Origin of the sequence: Pseudomonas sp. RV120224-01b (genome assembly GCF_003208145.1) — a bacterium.
Classification (GTDB): domain Bacteria; phylum Pseudomonadota; class Gammaproteobacteria; order Pseudomonadales; family Pseudomonadaceae; genus Aquipseudomonas; species Aquipseudomonas monteilii.
Map to the genome: position 1 here is coordinate 84,621 of NZ_QKMQ01000021.1, position 19,085 is coordinate 103,705.

Below are 19,085 nucleotides of genomic sequence, written 5' to 3' on the forward strand. Positions count from 1 at the left end.
ACGCGATGAATGTGCATGAATTTACCCCGCCGCAGGCTGATGCCGTGGCCGACAGCCACTTGCAGGCCCTGCAGCGCTGGGCCCGGGAGCGTCCAACCCGGGTCGCCCTGCGCCATCGGCGCCTGGGCGTATGGAAGGCCTGGCGCTGGATCGACGTACAGCGAGAAGTCGAACGCCTGGCCGATGGCTTGAGCCAGCAGGGCTTTGTGGCAGGTGCGCGGCTTGCCTTGAGCGGTGCCTACGAGCCCAGCCTGGTGTTGCTTGCGTTGGCCGCACGGCGCCTGAATGGCCATACCCTGCTGATCCCCGCCAACAGCCGTGGCGAAGACTTGCAACGCCAGCTGCGCCTGGCCCACCCGGGGTTCGCCTTTGTCCAGCGCCGCGAACAAGTGGCGCAATGGCTACAAACGGGCTTGCACGGCCAATGGCCGCTGCAGTTGTTTGTGCCGCAAGCCGACGCCGTGCTCACAGGCCAATGGCAGGTTCAGCCGCTGTCGGCGCTGTTTGTCGGTGCTGCACCCGCAGCGCAGCGTTTGGGTTGGGCACAGGTCACCCGGGACGAGGTGCTCTGGGTCGATGAAGGCAGCGAGTGGCGCGAAGGCCTGACACACCTGCTCGACCGCTGGCTGGAGCGGGGCGAAGGCCTGGCGTTTCCGGAAACGGCCGAGTCGGCCAGCCGCGATCGCCGCGAAATCGCCCCGACGGCGTTGCTGCTGTCTGCTGAGCGGGTACAGGCACTGGCCGATGAAATAGAGGCACGGCTGCCGCCTGCCGGCAGTTGGCAACGGCGGCTGTGCGACTGGGTGCAGCAAGATCCGCAACGTGGCCTGCGGCGCTGGCTGAAAACCCGCGTGCGGCAATTGCTCGGCTTCCAGCGCCTGCAACGCATCGATGTGCCCAGCGCCCCTGTTGCCTCTGGCACGGCGCGGCCGGCCTGGCTGCGTGATTACCTGGAGCGTGCGGCATGAGCGCCTTGCTGGAGGTGCGCAATGTGTCGCTGTCGTTCAAGGGCGTCAAGGCGATATCAGACTTGTCATTCAGCGTAAGACGCGGGGAGATCTGCGCCCTGATCGGGCCCAATGGCGCCGGTAAAAGCTCACTGCTGAACATCCTCAACGGCGTCTATCGCGCTGATGCTGGCCAGCTGTTTTTCGCCGAACAGCCGCTGCGCCGGCCGCACCCGCTGACCGCCGCACGGCTGGGCATTGGCCGCACGTTCCAGAACAACGCGTTGTTCAAGAAGATGAGCGTGCTCGACAACCTGCTGACCGGGCTGTCGCGCTTTCAGCGCAGTTTCTTCCTGGAGCAGGCACTGGGTTTGCCACGTGCCCGCCGCGAGGCGCGGGCGTTTGCCGAACGCGCCGAGCAGGTGCTGGAGTTTCTGGAATTGCAGGCCTGGCGCGAGGTGGCCGTTGGCAGCCTGCCCTATGGCCTGCAGAAACGCGTGGAGCTGGGCCGTGCGCTGATCGCCCATCCGACGCTGTTGCTGCTCGACGAACCGATGGCTGGCATGAACACCGAGGAGAAGCAGGAAATGAGCCGCTTCATCGCCGATATCAATCGTGACCTTGGCACCACGGTGATCCTGATCGAGCACGACATTCAAGTGGTGATGGGCCTGTCCAGCCATGTGGTGGTGCTGGATTACGGGCGCAAGGTGGGGGATGGCTCGCCCGCCGACGTGCAGGCCAACCCCGATGTAATCGCCGCGTACCTGGGGGCAGCACACTGATGAACTTCTTCCTCGAAACCCTGATCGGCGGCCTGCTCGCCGGCACCATGTATTCGCTGGTGGCGATCGGCTTCGTGCTGATCTACAAGGCCAGCGGCGTGTTCAACTTTGCCCAGGGCGCCATGCTGCTGTTTGCCGCGCTCACATTCGTCAGCCTGCACCAGCAAGGCCTGCCGTTTGCCGTGGCGCTGGCCATTACCGTGGTGGTGATGATCATCGGCGCACTGCTGATCGAACGGCTGGTGCTGCGGCCACTGGTCAACCGCTCACAGATCACCTTGTTCATGGCCACGCTGGGCCTGTCGTTCATCATCGAAGGGCTGGCCCAAGGGCTGATGGGGGCTCAGGTGCGTGCGCTGGACCTGGGCATCGAAGACGTACCGCTGTTCGTCGGCGACATCATGATCAGCCAGTTCGACCTGGTGGCCGCTGGTGTTTCCGCCGCACTGGTAGCGCTGCTGGCCGTGCTGTTCAACCGCACCCGCATCGGCCTGGCCTTGCGCGCGGTGGCCGACGATACCCGCGCGGCGTTATCGCTGGGCATCAACCTCAACCGCATCTGGCAGGTGGTGTGGGCCGTGGCGGGCGTGGTCGGGCTGGTGGCCGGGCTGCTGTGGGGCGCACGCCAAGGCGTGCAGTTCTCGTTGTCGCTGGTGGTGCTCAAGGCGCTGCCGGTACTGATCATCGGTGGGTTCACCTCGATTGGCGGGGCGATTGTCGGCGGCCTGATCGTGGGTGCCGCAGAGAACCTGGCCGAGGCCTACATCGGGCCGCTGATCGGCGGTGGCATCACCCCTTGGTTCGCCTACTTCCTGGCGCTGATCTTCCTTTACATCCGCCCGGCCGGCCTGTTCGGCGACCGAGCCATCGAACGGGTATGACCGCATGACCACGACTGCCGCGCGCCTGACAGCGCGCTTCGACGACGCACCGCTGACCCTGGTGGCACGCCACCGCCCGTTGGGCCTGGCCCTGTTGCTGCTGGTGGCCTTTGTGGTATTGCCCTGGCTGGGCAGCGATTATTGGCTGAATGCGATCCTCATCCCGTTCCTGGTCTTGTCACTGGCCGGCCTTGGCCTGAACCTGCTGACCGGCTACACCGGGCAGACCTCGGTGGGGGCGGCGGGCTTCATGGCGGTGGGGGCCTTTGCCACCTACGGCTTGCTGCTGCGTGTGCCGGGGCTGCCATTGCCGCTGGCGCTGCTGGGCGGTGGCCTGATCGCCGGGGTGGTAGGGCTGGTGTTCGGCCTGCCCAGTTCGCGCATCAAGGGTTTCTACCTGATGGTCACCACCTTGGCCGCGCAGTTCTTCCTGGAGTGGGTGTTCGCCAAGTTCCCGTGGTTCTACAACTACGCCTCGTCCGGCACCATCAGCGCGCCGCGCCTGGAACTGTTCGGGCATAACCTGGCCACGCCAGTAGGGCGTTACCTGCTGACCCTCAGTTGCGTGGTGGTACTGACCTGGGTGGCGGTCAACCTGGTGCGTAGCCAGGTGGGCCGTAACTGGATGGCGATCCGCGATATGGACACCGCCGCCGCCGTCATCGGCATCCAGGTGGAGCGTTACAAGCGCCTGGCCTTTGCCGTCAGCGCGTTCTACCTGGGCATTGCCGGGGCGCTGTGGGCCTTTGCCTACCTGGGCACGGCCAGCGCCGGCAGCTTCGACATCAACCGCTCATTCCAGATCCTGTTCATCATCATTATCGGCGGCATGGGCAGCATTGCCGGCAACTTCATTGGCGCGGCCTTCATCAGCCTTACGCCGATTTTGCTCAGCCATGCCGGGCAGTGGCTGTTCAACGGCCATGTCGATGCCGGGCAATTGCAGAACCTGCAGAAGATCCTGTTCGGCAGCCTGATCATCTGGTTCCTGATCAAGGAACCCGAGGGCCTGGTGCGCCTGCTGGGCAACCTGCGTGAACGCATTCGCGTCTGGCCGCTGCGCTTCTGAGCGATCCCACACCCATCAACAGCACCTTGACCCGGCCACGGGAAAGGAGGTTCACAACACTTCACCTAAAAGTATCGACCATGCGAAAAACCATCATTCACGTACCTTTCAAACGTCACGCCGCCGCCCTGGGGCTTGCTCTGGGCCTTGCCTCTGCCTGGCAGCCGGTGGCCCAGGCCGCCAGCAACGAACAGTTCTTCCCGTTGGCCACCTACCGGGTTGGCGCCTACGCCTCCAGTGGCATTCCGGTATGGGCCGGGATGATCGACTACCTGCGCTACATCAACGAGGTCGAAGGCGGCATCAATGGCGTCAAGCTGGTCTGGCAGGAATGCGAAACCGAATGGACGGCCGAGAAGGGCATCGAATGCTATGAGCGCTTCAAGAATGGCCTGAACGGTGCGCCGGTGGCGTTGTATCAGCCTAACGGCGCACCGGCGGCCTACGCCCTGGCGGAAAAGGCCGAGGCCGACAAGATTCCGCTGATCACCCTGGGCTATGGCCGCACCGAAGCCACCGACGGCCGGGTGTTCCCCTACAACTTCCCGGTGATGCTGACCTTCTACAGCGAGGCCTCGGCGTTCATCAACTACGTGGCCGAGCGCGAAGGCGGGCTGGACAAGCTCAAGGGCAAAAAGATTGCCACCGTCTACCACGACTCCGCCTATGGCCGCGAAACCCAAGGGCCAATGGCGCTGCTGGCGCAGAAATACGGCTTCGAGAACATCCAGATTCCGGTGGCCGACCCGGGCAACGAACAGGCCGGGCAATGGCGCCAGGTGCGCCAGCAGAAGCCGGACTGGGTGTTCCTGCGTACCTGGGGTGTGTCCACGCCGGTAGCGATCAAGACGGCGGCACGTTTCGGCTTCCCGGTAGACCGCATCGTCGGCGACATCTGGGCCAGCTCCAACGAAGACGTGCTGCCGGCGGGCGAGGCCGGCAAGGGTTATCTGGCATTGACGCCCTATCCCGGCGGCGCCGATTTCGACATTCACCAGCGCATCCGCAAGTACATCGTCGACACCGGCAAGAGCGACCTCAAAGACCCGAAAAGCTTCGGTAGCGTGTACTACAACTCTGGCCTGGTGAACGCGGCCATCGCCGTCGAGGCCATCCGCGCCGGGCAGAAGAAGTTCGGCAACCGCCCACTGACTGGCGAGGAAGGGCGCTGGGGCCTGGAGCACCTGGACCTGGGCGATGCCCGTCTGAAGGAAATCGGCTTCCTTGGCCTGATGCAGCCGCTGAAGCTGTCGTGCAGCGACCATGAAGGGGGGGGCGCGGCCAAGGTGCAGCAATGGGATGGCCAGAAGTGGACGCTGGTGACCGACTGGGTACAGGCCGACCGTGCCACCCTGCGCCCGCTGATCGATGCCAAGGCTGGCGAGTTTGCCCGTGAAAAAGGTGTTACCCCCCGCGAATGCGCCAAAGACGAGGCCACCCCATGACCCACAGCCCGCTTGCTGCCGAGCGTGCCCACGCGCTGTTGGGCGTGCAGGATATCGAAGTGATCTACGACGGCGCGATCCTGGCCGTGGCCGGGGTTTCCCTGCGGGTCGGGCAGGGCGACATCGTCGCCTTGCTGGGTGCCAATGGCGCAGGCAAGAGCACCACGCTCAAGGCCATTTCCGGGTTGCTGCAAGCCGACCGTGCGCGGGTCAGCCGTGGCCACATCCACTTCCAGGGCCAGGACACCGCCGGCATCGCTGCCAACCGCCTGGCGGCCCAAGGCATTGTGCATGTGCTGGAGGGGCGGCACGTGTTTGCTCACCTCACGATCGAGGAAAACCTGCGTACCGGGGGCTTTCTGCGCAAGCCGGCACGTCGCGAACTGGAACAGGCGCTGGAGCGCATCTATGCCTGGTTCCCGCGTTTGAAAACCAAGCGCAAGACCCAGGCCGGGCTGACCTCGGGTGGCGAGCAGCAGATGCTGGCCATCGGCCGTGCGCTGATGACCCAGCCACGGCTGGTGCTGCTGGACGAGCCCTCGATGGGGCTGGCGCCGATCATCGTCGAAGAAATTTTCGACATTGTCGCCCAGCTCAATGCCAAGGAAGCCATGAGTTTTCTGGTGGCCGAACAGAACATCAACGTCGCCCTGCGCCATGCCGACTATGCCTACATCCTGGAGAACGGCCGGGTGGCGGGTGAGGGGGCTGCTGTGGAGTTGGCTGCGCGCGAAGACCTGCAACATTTCTACCTAGGAGGCAAGGCTGGTTGATAGATCCTGGGGGCGCGCAGCGCCCCCGGAAGTGTTGTATCGCACGCAACAGCAACTGAACAATTTGCCTGTGAAGAACATCCAAACAATTTCATAAATTTATATAAGTATTTGAAATATATAGATTTTATTGGTGGCACGGTTATTGGAATAGCAGAGCGTCCCCGCCCCGGCGGGGTTATCCAACTCATAAGGACGTTCTGCCATGCGCTCGCGCAACTACCCACCCGTCACCCTCGCCCTGGCCATCGGCCTGACCACGCCGGCATTCGCCGAAGACGAAGGTTTTCTCGACGGTACTCAACTGCAAATCATCAACCGCAACTATTACTTCAGCCAGGACTACCGCAACGGCGATTTCACCCGTAACCCCAACACCGGCGAGCGCCAGAGCCAGCACCGCGAATGGGGCCACGGCATCATCGCCACCCTGCAGTCGGGGTTCACCCAGGGCATGGTCGGCCTTGGCCTGGACGTGCAAGGCCTGGTCGGGCTGAAGCTGGACGGTGGCAATGGCACGGTGGGCAATGGTGTTGGGGTGCCGGGCATCGTCTCGCGCTCGGGCAGCAACTTCGATGGCGAGCCCAAGGATGCCTACGGCAAGGTCGGCGTAGCGCTGAAGGCGCGCGTGCGGGACACCGAACTGCGCTACGGCGACGTCAGCCCGACCAGCCCGGTGCTGCATGCCAGTGACATCCGCCTGCTGCCGCAGACCCTGCGCGGTTTCATGTTCAACGACCACTCACTGCAAGGCCTGAGCCTGCAGGGCGGCAAGCTGGAGTCCAGCAGCGACCGCAACGCCAGCAACCACCGGGGCGACCTTGGCACCGTGTACGCCGGGCGGCTGAAGGGCGCCAATGATGTGATGTACCTGGGCGGCGACTACCGCTTCAACGACCAGCTGAACCTGCGCCTGCACGCCAGCCGGCTGGACGATGTGTGGAACCAGCAGTTCTTCAACGTCGACTACGTACAGCCGCTGGGCGACAGCCTGACCCTGAAAACAGGCCTGGATTACTACCGAACCCGCGACAGCGGCCAGGCGCTGGCCGGCAAGATCGATAACGATTCCTGGAGCGTGCATGCCGGCATCAACGCAGGCGGGCATGGCTTCAAGCTGTCGTATACGCGCATCGACGGCGACACGCCGTTCGACTATGTGTGGAACACCTACGACATTCAACTGGACGCGGCATCGCAGGTGTCCGACTTCAACAACCCCAACGAACGGGCCTGGGAAGCGCGCTACGACTACAACTTCGCTGTGCTCGGCCTGCCTGGCCTGTCGCTTACCGCCCGCTATGTGCGCGGCAGCGATATCGATGGTACCCGCGCGGGCGGCGCCTACAGCTACTACAACGGCATCGAGGATGGCCGCCACTGGGAGCGCAACCTGTGGGTGCGCTACGTGGTGCAGGGCGGGCCGGCCAGGAACCTGTCGTTCAACGTGATGCAAGCCACCCACCGGGTAGGCGGCGGCCATACCGCCGAGGCCAACGTCGACGAGTTGCGGGTGATCGTCGAGTACCCGCTGGACATCAGCCTTTGAGTGGCCCCGGCGAACTGTTTGCGGGGCAACAGACAATCTGCAGTTTGTCGGCCGCGGGGCTTTTCGAGCGCCTGGATAACTCACCTAACCATATGAATTTAAAGGCTTTGTAAGGTTGGCACAGGTTCTGCTCAACAGCTGTGGAACCTGTTACGCATGGAGCAGCACATGACGACCCTTTCACCCGCATCCAGCCTGCCTGCGCAGGCCCGTTCGGCGCCACGGCGCGCCGCCCATGTCATCCGCAGCGATGCCGAAGCCATCGAAGTCGCGCAGCGCCTGGCCGAGGAATTTGCCCAGGAGGCCGCCCTTCGCGACCGTGAGCGGCGCTTGCCGTGGGATGAGCTTGACCGCTTTTCCGACAGCGGCCTTTGGGCAATCACCGTGCCCAAGGAGTACGGTGGCGCGGGCGTGTCTTACGCCACGCTCAGCGAAGTGATTGCAACCATCTCGGCGGCCGATTCGTCCCTCGGCCAGCTGCCGCAAAACCACTTTGGTGTACTCAGCAACCTGCGCCTGACCGGCAGCGAAACGCAGAAGCGTGACTACTTCGCCAAGGTGCTGCAGGGCTACCGTTTCGGCAATGCGTTTTCCGAGTCGCGTGGTCAGTACGTGACCACCTTCCAGACGCAAATCCGCTTCAACGGTGGCAGCGCCGTGGTCGATGGCGAGAAGGCGTACTGCACCGGTGCCTTGTTTGCCCATATCGTTCCTGTTGCTGGCGTTGATGAAGAAGGGCGACCGCATATCGCCTTTGTCCCGCGTGATGCCGCAGGCCTCACCGTGGTCGACAGCTGGGACGGCTTTGGCCAGCGCATCACCGCCAGTGGCCAGGTGCGCCTCGACGGCGTGCGGGTTCCGGCGGGCGATGTGATACCGGCCTGGAAGGCCTACGACCAGCCCACCGCCGATGGCCCGATCTCGCAGATCATCCAGGCTGCTGTGGACACCGGTATCGCCCGTGGCGCTTTCGCCGCGACCTTGCAAGTGGCCCGCCAGGCAAGGCCGTGGGCCGACAGTGGCCTGCAGCATGGCTGGCAGGACCCGTTGAGCCAGGCGCTGATCGGCGAACTGGCCTGGCGCCTGCAGGCAGCCGAAGCCATCTTGCGTCGTGCGGCGCAGGCCGTGGACCTGGCGGTTGCCCAGCCTGACGAAGAGCACGTGGCGCAAGCCTCGGTGGTGGTCGGCCAGGCCAAGGTGCTGTCCACGGCCATTTCGCTGGAGGCCTCCAGCCGCCTGCTGGAACTGGGCGGTACGCGCAGTGTTTCGGCCAGCCGGGGGCTGGACCGCTTCTGGCGCAATGCCCGCACGCACACCCTGCATGACCCGGTGCGCTGGAAGTACCACCTGGTCGGTAACCAGTTGCTTAACGGCATCAAGCCGCAACGTCACGCCTGGAACTGAGGAGGCGCCCATGTCCAATACCCATTCCCACGGCCGGAACGACCTGGCCTATGCCCGTCAGGTGGAAGCGGCCCTGCTTGAGTTCTTGCGTGACCGCAATGCCCGCCACGAAACTCTGGTGATTGCCACGGTGGGTGAGGTGCGCATTGCAATTGATGCGGCCGATGCATTGCTGGAGCGGGCCGATGATTCGCAGGCGTCGGCAATTGCATTTCGCCTGGCGGCTGCCGAGGGCGCTCGGCTTGCTGGCGAGGCGTATTTCGAGTTGGCCGGTCGCAGCGTGGCGCGGCCAGAGGTGAGCGGTGGTGAGCCTGTGCTGGCCACCCAACGGCGGTTGTTGGGGGATCACTACCTCAATGGTGCGGCGTTGGCCGACGGCTTGGGTTAGCTGCTGATAGTGCCGGGGCCGCTTTGCGGCCCATCGCCGGCAAGCCAGCTCCCACAGGGGATGTGCAGCTCTTCAGTATTGCGCAGCCCCTGTGGGAGCTGGCTTGCCGGCGATGGGCTGCGCAGCAGCCCCAATGCGGTTACTCAGGACTGCTTGGCCCCCCCACCAATCTGCCACACATACGGCGGTTCAGTACCGTTCACATGCCAGTCGCCGACAATGCGCTCCTTGTAGATTACCGGGTTGTGCGAAGCCGCCGTACGGGCGTTGCGCCAGTGGCGATCGAGCTGGCGGCTGGTGCTGGTGGTGGAGGCACCCAAGGCATTGAACAGGTCGCTGGTGGCGCGCAGTACCAGGTCGATGGCTGCCACCTGGGCCTGGGCCGACTCCAGTTCGGCCAGCACATTGGCCTGCTGCTCTGCGGCCGGGTCATTGGCAAAACGTGCCAGGTAAGCCTGTTGGCTGGCCTCGGCGGCGCGCAGGGTCGCGGCTTCGGCGGCATACACCTGGCCCGAGGCCTTGCCGATCACTTGCAATACCTGTGGGTCCTCACTGACTGCCGCGCCGTTGCCATGGCTGAACACCCGGGTGCGCTTGCGGGTCTCGTGGCTGAAGTCGCGCACGGCGGCACGCCCGGAACCGGTGATCACCGCCAGCAGCACCAGCTGGTAGAACGCGGTCTGGTATTTGAAGCGGGTGGCGAAGTCGATGATGTTCTCTTCCTCGACCACGGCATTTTCGAACACCGAGGTACCGCTGCCGGTGGTGCGCTGTCCGAATCCGTCCCAGTCGTCGCTCTGGCGGATGCCGGGTTGTTGGGTGCGAATGGCTGCGATCACGTCGGCCCCGGTGTCGTCGCGGCGGGCGAACAGGTCGATCCAGTCGGAGAACAGGCTGCCGGTGCTGTAGTACTTGGTGCCGTTGACCACCCACTGTTCGCCCTGACGCGAGACGCGGGTGATGACATCGCCAATCTTCACCGCGCCGATCTCGGTCCAGGCGCAGCCCACCAGGTCACCCGCAACGAAGCGCTTGAACCACACATTTTGTGGCGCGCTGGCATGGGCGTTGAGGCGGTCTTCGACGAAGGCGAAATGGCCGCGCAGGGCCTGGGGCACGTTGGAGTCGGCTTCGGCCAGTTCGATCAACAACTGGAACAGCTGCGGCAACGAAGCGCCGCCACCGCCGTGCTCGACCGGTACGCGCACGGCACCAAAGCCGGCCTCCTTCAGCCAGCGGATCGGTTCGTGGGGCAGGGTGCGGTTGCGTTCGCGTTCCACGCTGCTTTCGGCAATGCGCGTGAAGATGGGCCTGAAGCGTGCTGCGAGCGTGGCGTAGTCGGCGCCGTTGGCGGGGACGGGCAGGTGTTGTTCGAGGGCAGTCATCGGAATACTCCAGGTACATGAAGGAGGGGGTGTACCGTTGAATGCACAGGTCGTGCCGGCTGGTGGAACGCCCGTGATACGGGGCTTGCGGCGTATATGAGGGATTTCTGGCTGTGGCGGGGTGGGGCAAGTTGTTGATTGGCTGTGGGCTGTGCAACAGCTGACGGCCGTTGAAAAACCGTCTGGATTTCTTTGTAACGCCAGCTTCCCGGCACCGACGGCCTGATTTAATATACTTGCCAGTATAAATATTCGATGTACACCTCTGCGAAAGGATTCATCATGTTGCGCCATGCCTTGTCCATCGCTCTGCCCGCCGTTGCCGTGCTGTTACTGGCGGCGTGCGGTCAGGAAGCCACACCACCTGCAGCGCCGCGCCCGGCGCTGGTGGTGCAGCCGCAGCCGGCTGAAGCCGCTGCCGACAGTTACCCCGGTGAAGTGCGTGCGCGCTTCGAGCCGGAGCTGGCTTTCCGCATTGGCGGCAAGGTCAGCAAACGCCTGGTCGAGGAGGGGCAGCGGGTCAAGGCCGACCAGCCGCTGGCTGAACTGGACCCGCAGGACGTGCGCCTGCAACTGGAAGCCAACCGCGCCCAACTGGCAGCCGCCGAGGCCAACCTGGCACTGGTGCGCGCCGAGCGCGACCGCTACCAGAAACTGCTGGACCGGCAGATGGTCAGCCATTCCCAGTTCGATAACGCTGAAAACCTCTACCGTGCCGGCCTCGCCCGCTTGAAGCAGGCCAAGGCCGAATTCGATGTGGCCGGCAACCAGGCCGAATATGCCGTGCTGCGTGCCCCACAGGCCGGGGTGATCGCCAAGCGCCAGGTTGAAGTGGGCCAGGTGGTCGCCGCCGGGCAGACCGTGCTCACCCTGGCCGCCGATGGCGAACGGGAAGTGGCTATCGGCCTGCCAGAGCAGCAGTTCGCCCGCTTCGCCGTGGGCCAGCCGGTGAGCGTGGAGCTGTGGTCGCACCCACAGGAGCGCTTCCAGGGCCGTATCCGCGAGTTGTCGCCGGCCGCCGACCCGCGTTCGCGCACCTTCGCGGCGCGCATCGCCTTTACTTCGGCCGCTGCACCGGCCGAACTGGGCCAGAGCGCCCGGGTGTTCATTGCCCATGAGGGGCTGATTCCGCTGTCGGTGCCGCTGTCGGCGGTTACCGCAGAAAACGGTCAGGCGTATGTATGGCGGGTCAACAAGGACAGCCATCTGGAGCGGGCCGTGGTGCGTCTGGGGGCGTATGGCAGCGACAGTGTGCCAGTGCTCGAGGGCCTTGCCCCGGGCGACTGGGTGGTCGCCGCCGGCGGTCATGTGCTGCGCGAGGGCCAGGAGGTTCGCCCTGTGGACCGCAGCAACCGTGTAGTGAACCTGACGGCCAAGGAGTAAGTCCCGATGGGTTTCAACCTTTCTGCCTGGGCGCTGCGCAACCGCCAGATTGTCCTGTTCCTGATGATTCTGCTGGCGGCCATTGGCGCCATGTCCTACACCAAGCTGGGCCAGAGCGAAGACCCGCCGTTCACCTTCAAGGCCATGGTCATCCGTACCCTGTGGCCCGGTGCCAGCGCCGAGGAAGTGTCGCGCCAGGTTACCGAGCGCATCGAGAAGAAGCTGATGGAAACCGGCGAGTACGAGAAGATCGTCTCGTTCTCGCGCCCCGGCGAATCGCAGGTCACCTTCATGGCCCGCGACTCGCTGCATTCCAAGGACATCCCCGAGCTGTGGTACCAGATTCGCAAGAAGGTCGCGGACATCCGTCACACCTTGCCACCGGAAATCCAGGGCCCGTTCTTCAACGACGAGTTCGGCACCACCTTCGGTAATATCTATGCGCTGACCGGTGAGGGCTTCGACTACGCGGTGCTCAAGGATTACGCCGATCGCATCCAGATCCAGCTGCAGCGGGTCAAGGATGTGGGCAAGGTCGAGCTGGTCGGCCTGCAGGACGAGAAAATCTGGATCGAGCTGTCCAACCTCAAGCTGGCCACCCTTGGCGTGCCACTGCAGGCGGTGCAACAGGCCCTGCAGGAGCAGAACGCGGTGAGCACCGCCGGCTTCTTCGAAACACCCAGCGAGCGCCTGCAACTGCGGGTGAGCGGGCGCTTCGACAGCGTCGAGCAGATTCGCCAGTTCCCCATCCGAGTGGGTGACCGCACCTTCCGCATCGGCGATGTCGCCGAGGTGCACCGCGGCTTCAACGACCCGCCCGCGCCGCGCATGCGCTTCATGGGTGAGGATGCCATTGGCCTGGCCGTGTCGATGAAGGACGGTGGCGACATTCTGGTGCTGGGCAAGGCCTTGGAAAGCGAGTTCGAGCGCCTGGCACGCAGCCTGCCGGCCGGCATGGAGCTGCGCAAGGTGTCGGACCAGCCAGCGGCGGTGAAGGCCGGCGTGGGTGAGTTCGTGCAGGTGCTGGTCGAGGCCCTGGTTATCGTGCTGCTGGTGAGCTTCTTCTCGCTGGGCCTGCGCACCGGCCTGGTGGTGGCGCTGGCCATCCCGCTGGTGCTGGCCATGACCTTCGCCGCCATGCATTACTTCGGCATCGGCCTGCACAAAATCTCCCTCGGCGCTTTGGTGCTGGCGCTGGGCTTGCTGGTGGACGATGCGATCATTGCGGTAGAGATGATGGCGATCAAGATGGAGCAGGGCTACGACCGCCTCAAGGCGGCCAGCTATGCCTGGAGCAGTACTGCCTTCCCGATGCTCACCGGCACCCTGATTACCGCAGCAGGCTTCCTGCCCATCGCCACGGCTGCCTCCAGCACCGGCGAATACACCCGCTCGATCTTCCAGGTGGTGACCATCGCGTTGCTGACTTCATGGGTGGCGGCGGTGGTGTTCGTGCCTTACCTGGGCGAGCGCCTGCTGCCAGATCTGGCCAAGTTGCATGCCGCACGCCACGGCAAGGACGGCCATGCGCCAGACCCTTACGCCACGCCGTTCTACCAGCGTGTGCGGCGAGTGGTGGAGTGGTGCGTGCGGCGGCGCAAGACCGTGATCCTGCTGACCATCGCCGCCTTTGTCGGCAGCATCCTGCTGTTCCGTTTCGTGCCCCAGCAGTTCTTCCCGGCCTCAGGGCGCCCGGAACTGATGGTTGACCTGAAGCTGGCTGAAGGGGCCTCGCTGGCCAATACCGCCGAGCGGGTCAAACAGTTGGAGGCGCTGCTCAAGCAGCAGGACGGCATCGACAACTACGTGGCCTATGTGGGCACTGGCTCGCCACGCTTCTACCTGCCGCTGGACCAGCAGCTGCCGGCCGCCAGCTTTGCCCAGTTCGTGGTGCTGGCCAAGTCGATGGAAGACCGCGAGCGCCTGCGCAGCTGGCTGATCAGCACCGTGGACCAGCAATTCCCCGACCTGCGCGCCCGCGTTACGCGCCTGGAAAACGGCCCGCCCGTGGGCTACCCGGTGCAGTTCCGGGTGACCGGCGAGCACATCGAGAAGGCCCGCGCGCTGGCGCGTGAAGTGGCTGACAAGGTGCGGGAGAACCCGCATGTGGTCAACGTGCACCTGGACTGGGAAGAACCGAGCAAGGCGGTGTTCCTGGAGATTGACCAGGACCGCGCCCGTGCCCTGGGCGTGAGCACCGCGCACTTGTCCAGCTTCCTGCAAAGCTCACTGACGGGCACCACGGTCAGTCAGTACCGCGAAGACAACGAACTGATCGAGATTCTGCTGCGCGGCACACAACAGGAACGCGGCGAACTGGGCAACCTCGGCAGCCTGGCATTGCCCACCGATAACGGCCAGAGCGTGGCGCTGTCGCAGGTGGCCACCCTGGAATACGGCTTCGAGGAGGGCATTATCTGGCACCGCAACCGCTTGCCGACCGTGACTGTGCGTGCCGATATCTACGACAAGGAGCAACCGGCCACGCTGGTGAAGCAGATCGAGCCGACGCTGAAGGAAATACGCGCCAAGTTGCCAGATGGCTACCTGCTTGAAGTGGGTGGTACGGTGGAGGATTCCGAGCGCGGTCAGAAGTCGGTCAACGCCGGCATGCCGCTGTTCGTGGTGGTGGTGCTGAGCTTGCTGATGATCCAGCTGCGCAGCTTCTCGCGCACGGTGATGGTGTTCCTCACCGCGCCGCTTGGGCTGATTGGCGTCACCCTGTTCCTGCTGGTGTTCCGCCAGCCGTTCGGCTTTGTCGCCATGCTCGGCACCATTGCCCTGGCGGGGATGATCATGCGCAACTCGGTGATTCTGGTGGACCAGATCGAGCAGGACATCGCAGCGGGCATGGAGCGCTGGCAGGCAATCATCGAAGCCACGGTGCGGCGCTTCCGCCCGATTGTGCTGACCGCGCTGGCGGCGGTGCTGGCGATGATTCCGTTGTCGCGTAGCGTGTTCTACGGGCCGATGGCGGTGGCGATCATGGGTGGTTTGATCGTGGCCACGGTGTTGACCCTGTTGTTCCTGCCGGCGTTGTATGCGGCGTGGTTCAGGGTCAGGAAGGGCTGAAGACCGCAGGGGAGGGCTTTGCCCTCCTTTCGCCGGCAAGCCAGCTCCCACAGGTACTGCACATGGCCTAAAGTCAATGCAATCGAGGTGGGAGCTGGCTTGCCGGCGATGGGCTGCAAAGCAGCCCCCGGGGCTATCACAGGGCGCCGAATACCTTCTTGGCCAGGCTGGTAGCTGCCTGGGCCGGGTTCTGGCGAATGCTCTGCTCCTGCTTGCCAATCATCTCGAACAGGCCATCCAGTGCTTTCTCGGTCACGTAGTTCTCGATGTTGGCGTCATCTTTGACCAGCCCAAGGCCTTTGGCCTGTGCGGCAAAGGCATTGTACTGCTGCGCCACGCCAACCTTGTCGGTAGCTTGCTTCACAATCGGCAGGAACTTGGCGCGGATCTGCTCGCGGCTGCTCTTGTTCAGGTACTGGGTGGCCGAGTCGTCACCGCCGCTGAGGATGCCTTTGGCATCGGTCACGCTCATGTTCTTCACGGCATCCACCAGAATTGCCTGGGCCTGCGGCACGGCAGCTTCGGCGGCCTTGTTCATGCTGGTTTCCAGGGCTTCGACCTGTTCACCTTTGCCGAACATTTTCATTGCCTTGGCGGCTTTGCCCAGGTTGCCCGGCAATTCGATGCGCACGTCCGGGTTGTTGCTGAAACCGCCCGGGGTGCTCAGTTGCTTGACGGCCAGTTGCGCGCCTTGGGTCAGGGCATCTTTCAGGCCGCCGGTGGCGTCTTTCTGGGTCAGGTCACCCAGCGACAGGGCCAGGGCACTGGCCGACAGCAGCAGGCCGGCGCACAGGGTGGTGAAACGCAGGGAGGTGCGGATCATGAAGCTTTCCTTGTAAACAGATAGAGGCGGGTATCAGCGAACCTGGTCGACCTTGATGCGTACTGATTTCGGGTCGCTGCCGTCGAGCATCACACCATGGTGCTCGGTACTGATGAACAGCAGTTTGCCATCCAGCTCGATGCGCGCACTCACCGAGTAGCGGTGGCCGGGCTTGACCTGCGCAGGGTCGTAGGTGAGGTGGAACGGCAGCGGCACGTTGCCTTTGACCGGGCCGGCCTGGCGGGCCAGGGTCACGGCAGGGGCGTCCATCAGCGAAACATCCTGCAGTTCCACGCTTAGGGTAGCGGCAGGCGGCAGGGCAATACGCTGCAGGTAGAAGACTTCACCGTCCAGGCTGGCCTGGGTGGATGGGGTTTGGCTGGAACAGGCTGCGAGCAGGGATGCGCAACACAGCATAAAGAGTTTTTTCATGGAGTCTCCGGTGTCCTTGGCGTTGGCTTGTGGCCAACCCCAGGGACTTTAGCGGATTTTCCCGGCAGATAAAGCGTTAGATGGTCGAAGTTTCCAGGCCATCGTCACGGTGCAGGGCCACTTGGCGGATCGACAGGCGTAGCTCCGCAGACAGCACACGCTTGGCCACGCCCTCGGCCAGTTCGCCGAGCTTGTTGTGGTAACCCAGCTTGCCTTGAGCGTCGGCATGCAGCACGCCTTGCTCAAGCAGGGTCTGGATGAAGTGGCGGAACAGCGTTTTGTCGAAGAACTCCGGTGCATTCAGGCCATGCAGGATCGACAGGCGTTGGGCCATCATCACGCACAGGTCTTCCAGCGCCTCGGCGCTGAGGCTGTTCTGCCCGTTGTTGAGCAGCAGCGAAGTGGCCATGTAGAAGCGCTGCAGGGTCTGGGTGATGGTGCGGGCGAGCAGGGTCAGCAACACGAACTGCCGCGAGCTGGGCGCAGGGCGTACATACACCTCGCCGTCCAGACGCAGCAGGCCTTGCTCCACCAGCGCGGCCAGCCACTGGTCGATCACTTCCTCCAGCTGCTCTGGCGTCCAGCGCAAGAACAGTTCGGCCTGCAGGTACGGGTACAGCGCCTGTACATACTGGCCCAGCAATTCGCGGCTCATGCGCGAGCTGCTGAGGAAGAAGCTGGCCAGCAGCGCCGGCAGGGCGAAGATGTGCAGCACGTTGTTGCGGTAGTAGGTCATCAGGACCGCATTGCCTTCATCCAGGTACAGGATGCGGCCCAGGGCGTCCTTCTGTTCGGCCACCAGGTTCATGCTGCGCACATGTTCGATCAGCGCCTGACCGTCGCCGTCGGGCAGGGTGGTATGGGGCGAGTAGGGCACTTGGCGCAGCAGGGCCAGGTACAGGTCCAGTACGCGGGTCAGGGCACGTTCGTCCAGGGCCAGGCGGCTGGTGGACAGCAGCGCCAGGGCCACCAGGTTGACCGGGTTGATGGCGGCCGCCTCGTTCAGATGACGGGCCACAGTCTCACCCAGGCGGGTGGTGGTAGCGTTGAGCCATCCCGGGCGGTACTGCGGGCCATGGTCTTGCTCACGCCAGCCGGGCTGTTGTTCGTCGAGGAAGCCGGCCAGACGGATCGGCTCGCCGAAGTTGACGTAAACCTGGCCAAAGCGCTGCTTGAGCGCGCCAAACACCTTGAAGATGTCGAACACCGACTCCTTCTTCTTGCTGGCACCGCGCAGTTCGCCCAGGTAGGTGCGGCCTTCGAGTACGCGCTCGTAGCCGATGTACACCGGCACGAACACGATCGGCGTACGCGACGAGCGCAGGAAACTGCGCAGGGTAATGGCCAGCATCCCGGTACGTGGTTGCAGCATACGCCCGGTACGCGAACGGCCGCCTTCAACGAAGTATTCGACCGGGAAGCCCTTGGTGTACAGGGTGTGCAGGTACTCGTTGAACACGGCGGTGTACAACGGGTTGCCCTTGAACGTGCGGCGCATGAAGAACGCACCGCCACGGCGCAGCAGGTTGCCCACTACCGGCATGTTGAGGTTGATGCCCGCAGCCACGTGCGGCGGGGTGAGGCCGTTGCGGAACAGCAGGTATGACAGCAGCAGGTAGTCGATGTGGCTGCGGTGGCACGGGACGTAGATCACTTCGTGGCCGGGGGCGATGCCCTGCACGTGCTCGATGTGGTTGACCTTGATGCCGTCGTAGATCTTGTTCCAGAACCAGCTCAACACCACTTCAAGGAAGCGGATGGCGGTGTAGGTGTAGTCCGAGGCAATCTCGTTGCCGTAGCGCAGCGCCTGGGCTTCGGCCTTGGCCAGCGGCAGGTTTTCGCGCTGTGCCTCGTCGACGATGGCCTGGCGCACTTGCGGTGCGTGCACCAGGCCTTTGACCAGGTTGCGCCGGTGCGAGATGTCCGGGCCGATGACCGCCGTCTTGAGGTTGCGAAAATGCACGCGCATCAGGCGTTGGGCCATGCGCACTGTGCGTTCGTGCCCCTTGTTGTGCTGCACCAGTTCGCGCAGGTGGATCGGCGCGGAGAACTGCACCCGGGTCTTGCGCCCCAGAATCAATACGGTCAGCAGCCGGCGCAGGCGCCCGGTAACCGCCCAGCTGTCGGCGAACAGCAGCTTCCACGGGCTGGATTCACTGGCCGGGGTCTGGCCCCAGAACACGCTGACGGGAATGATCTGCGCATCTTCCTCGGCATGCTGGGTGACGGCAGCGACCAGGCGCTCAAGCGTTGGTGGCGCGCCGCGTTTGTCCTGGCGGCCCAGCCAGTCCGGGTCGGGGGTGAGGTAGAAGAACCCGGCCGGCTCCTGCAGTGGCCCCACGGCTACCGGCAATACCGGGCGCGGCAGCCCCGCTTTGGTGCATTCGTGGTCGAGCACGGCCAGGTCGGTGAGCGCGGGCGACGGCAGCGCATAGAACACCGGCCGGCTGCGGTCGAGGTTGAGGGACATGGACGACTGGTTGATGGTCTCGGAGCGCACCCACAGGTACAACAGGCGACGCAGGCCGCCGAAGATCAGGCGGTGCAGGGGGGAACGGGTCATGGGGTGTGTGCCCTGGGTGTGATGTTCAGGTGAGTATCCAGCTAATTAGTCTGCCGTATCGGCGTAAGTTCAGCAAAAATCGGCCAACTGCGGGACCGTCATCAATTTTTTTTGTTCTGTGTCATATACTCGGCCTGCCACTTGCAGGATATTTCGGCAAGCGGCGTTGGCACGGGGCCGTGAGCT

General features: G+C 64.1%; 15 protein-coding genes. 11 read left to right on the forward strand and 4 right to left on the reverse strand.

Annotated elements, in window-relative coordinates:
• Positions 1-5: 5 nt before the first annotated feature.
• From N436_RS25285 to N436_RS25325, 9 genes are all read left to right on the forward strand, one after another.
• On the forward strand, positions 6-968 hold the full coding sequence (locus N436_RS25285) for an AMP-binding protein (RefSeq protein ID WP_060497353.1): 963 nt from the start codon (positions 6-8) through the stop codon (positions 966-968).
• Positions 965-1,732, forward strand: coding sequence for an ABC transporter ATP-binding protein (locus N436_RS25290; RefSeq protein WP_060497352.1), 768 nt, complete (start codon positions 965-967; stop codon positions 1,730-1,732). Before N436_RS25285 ends, N436_RS25290 begins: the two co-directional genes overlap by 4 nt.
• Positions 1,732-2,613, forward strand: a complete 882-nt coding sequence (locus N436_RS25295) for a branched-chain amino acid ABC transporter permease (RefSeq protein ID WP_060497351.1) — start codon at positions 1,732-1,734, stop codon at positions 2,611-2,613. Before N436_RS25290 ends, N436_RS25295 begins: the two co-directional genes overlap by 1 nt.
• 4 nt (positions 2,614-2,617) lie before the next feature.
• Positions 2,618-3,682, forward strand: coding sequence for a branched-chain amino acid ABC transporter permease (locus tag N436_RS25300; RefSeq protein WP_025753727.1), 1,065 nt, complete (start codon positions 2,618-2,620; stop codon positions 3,680-3,682).
• 80 nt (positions 3,683-3,762) lie between these two features.
• Positions 3,763-5,127 carry an ABC transporter substrate-binding protein gene (locus N436_RS25305; RefSeq protein WP_371920933.1) on the forward strand — a complete coding sequence of 455 codons (1,365 nt, stop codon included), beginning with the start codon at positions 3,763-3,765 and terminating at the stop codon, positions 5,125-5,127.
• Positions 5,124-5,900: an ABC transporter ATP-binding protein gene (locus N436_RS25310; RefSeq protein WP_110742237.1), complete on the forward strand. Its 777-nt coding sequence runs from the start codon at positions 5,124-5,126 to the stop codon at positions 5,898-5,900. Before N436_RS25305 ends, N436_RS25310 begins: the two co-directional genes overlap by 4 nt.
• Positions 5,901-6,105: 205 nt before the next feature.
• Positions 6,106-7,449, forward strand: a complete 1,344-nt coding sequence (locus N436_RS25315; protein WP_110742238.1) for an OprD family porin — start codon at positions 6,106-6,108, stop codon at positions 7,447-7,449.
• A 168-nt stretch (positions 7,450-7,617) separates the two neighbouring features.
• Positions 7,618-8,853 (forward strand): SfnB family sulfur acquisition oxidoreductase, encoded by a 1,236-nt coding sequence (locus N436_RS25320; RefSeq protein ID WP_105946818.1) that lies wholly within the window; start codon positions 7,618-7,620, stop codon positions 8,851-8,853.
• Positions 8,854-8,863: 10 nt separating this feature from the next.
• On the forward strand, positions 8,864-9,241 hold the full coding sequence (locus N436_RS25325; RefSeq protein ID WP_105946817.1) for a hypothetical protein: 378 nt from the start codon (positions 8,864-8,866) through the stop codon (positions 9,239-9,241).
• Between the two features lie 143 nt (positions 9,242-9,384).
• On the opposite strand, the gene N436_RS25330 is transcribed toward N436_RS25325, so the two are convergent.
• A complete protein-coding gene (locus N436_RS25330; protein WP_105946816.1) occupies positions 9,385-10,626 on the reverse strand; it encodes an acyl-CoA dehydrogenase family protein in 1,242 nt (413 codons plus the stop codon).
• A gap of 282 nt (positions 10,627-10,908) precedes the next feature.
• Here N436_RS25330 and N436_RS25335 point away from each other — a divergent pair, with 282 nt between their 5' ends.
• Both N436_RS25335 and N436_RS25340 read left to right on the forward strand, forming a co-directional pair.
• Positions 10,909-12,009 (forward strand): efflux RND transporter periplasmic adaptor subunit, encoded by a 1,101-nt coding sequence (locus tag N436_RS25335; protein ID WP_105946815.1) that lies wholly within the window; start codon positions 10,909-10,911, stop codon positions 12,007-12,009.
• A gap of 6 nt (positions 12,010-12,015) precedes the next feature.
• On the forward strand, positions 12,016-15,081 hold the full coding sequence (locus N436_RS25340) for an efflux RND transporter permease subunit (RefSeq protein WP_110742239.1): 3,066 nt from the start codon (positions 12,016-12,018) through the stop codon (positions 15,079-15,081).
• A 136-nt stretch (positions 15,082-15,217) separates the two neighbouring features.
• Here N436_RS25340 and N436_RS25345 read toward each other — a convergent pair whose 3' ends face one another.
• From N436_RS25345 to plsB, 3 genes are all read right to left on the reverse strand, one after another.
• On the reverse strand, positions 15,218-15,904 hold the full coding sequence (locus N436_RS25345) for a DUF4197 domain-containing protein (protein WP_060497341.1): 687 nt from the start codon (positions 15,902-15,904) through the stop codon (positions 15,218-15,220).
• Between the two features lie 33 nt (positions 15,905-15,937).
• Entirely contained in the window at positions 15,938-16,336 is a 399-nt protein-coding gene (locus N436_RS25350; RefSeq protein WP_105946813.1) for a YbaY family lipoprotein, read from the reverse strand.
• Positions 16,337-16,412: 76 nt separating this feature from the next.
• Entirely contained in the window at positions 16,413-18,899 is a 2,487-nt protein-coding gene (gene plsB / locus N436_RS25355; RefSeq protein ID WP_110742240.1) for a glycerol-3-phosphate 1-O-acyltransferase PlsB, read from the reverse strand.
• Positions 18,900-19,085 lie beyond the last annotated feature (186 nt).

Bases quoted from the DNA above. Each gene is read 5' to 3' on its own strand.
- N436_RS25285 (WP_060497353.1), top strand. From the start codon at position 6: ATGAATGTGCATGAATTTACCCCGCCGCAGGCTGATGCCGTGGCCGAC.
- N436_RS25290 (WP_060497352.1), top strand. From the start codon at position 965: ATGAGCGCCTTGCTGGAGGTGCGCAATGTGTCGCTGTCGTTCAAGGGC.
- N436_RS25295 (WP_060497351.1), top strand. From the start codon at position 1,732: ATGAACTTCTTCCTCGAAACCCTGATCGGCGGCCTGCTCGCCGGCACC.
- N436_RS25300 (WP_025753727.1), top strand. From the start codon at position 2,618: ATGACCACGACTGCCGCGCGCCTGACAGCGCGCTTCGACGACGCACCG.
- N436_RS25305 (WP_371920933.1), top strand. From the start codon at position 3,763: ATGCGAAAAACCATCATTCACGTACCTTTCAAACGTCACGCCGCCGCC.
- N436_RS25310 (WP_110742237.1), top strand. From the start codon at position 5,124: ATGACCCACAGCCCGCTTGCTGCCGAGCGTGCCCACGCGCTGTTGGGC.
- N436_RS25315 (WP_110742238.1), top strand. From the start codon at position 6,106: ATGCGCTCGCGCAACTACCCACCCGTCACCCTCGCCCTGGCCATCGGC.
- N436_RS25320 (WP_105946818.1), top strand. From the start codon at position 7,618: ATGACGACCCTTTCACCCGCATCCAGCCTGCCTGCGCAGGCCCGTTCG.
- N436_RS25325 (WP_105946817.1), top strand. From the start codon at position 8,864: ATGTCCAATACCCATTCCCACGGCCGGAACGACCTGGCCTATGCCCGT.
- N436_RS25330 (WP_105946816.1), bottom strand. From the start codon at position 10,626: ATGACTGCCCTCGAACAACACCTGCCCGTCCCCGCCAACGGCGCCGAC.
- N436_RS25335 (WP_105946815.1), top strand. From the start codon at position 10,909: ATGTTGCGCCATGCCTTGTCCATCGCTCTGCCCGCCGTTGCCGTGCTG.
- N436_RS25340 (WP_110742239.1), top strand. From the start codon at position 12,016: ATGGGTTTCAACCTTTCTGCCTGGGCGCTGCGCAACCGCCAGATTGTC.
- N436_RS25345 (WP_060497341.1), bottom strand. From the start codon at position 15,904: ATGATCCGCACCTCCCTGCGTTTCACCACCCTGTGCGCCGGCCTGCTG.
- N436_RS25350 (WP_105946813.1), bottom strand. From the start codon at position 16,336: ATGAAAAAACTCTTTATGCTGTGTTGCGCATCCCTGCTCGCAGCCTGT.
- plsB (WP_110742240.1), bottom strand. From the start codon at position 18,899: ATGACCCGTTCCCCCCTGCACCGCCTGATCTTCGGCGGCCTGCGTCGC.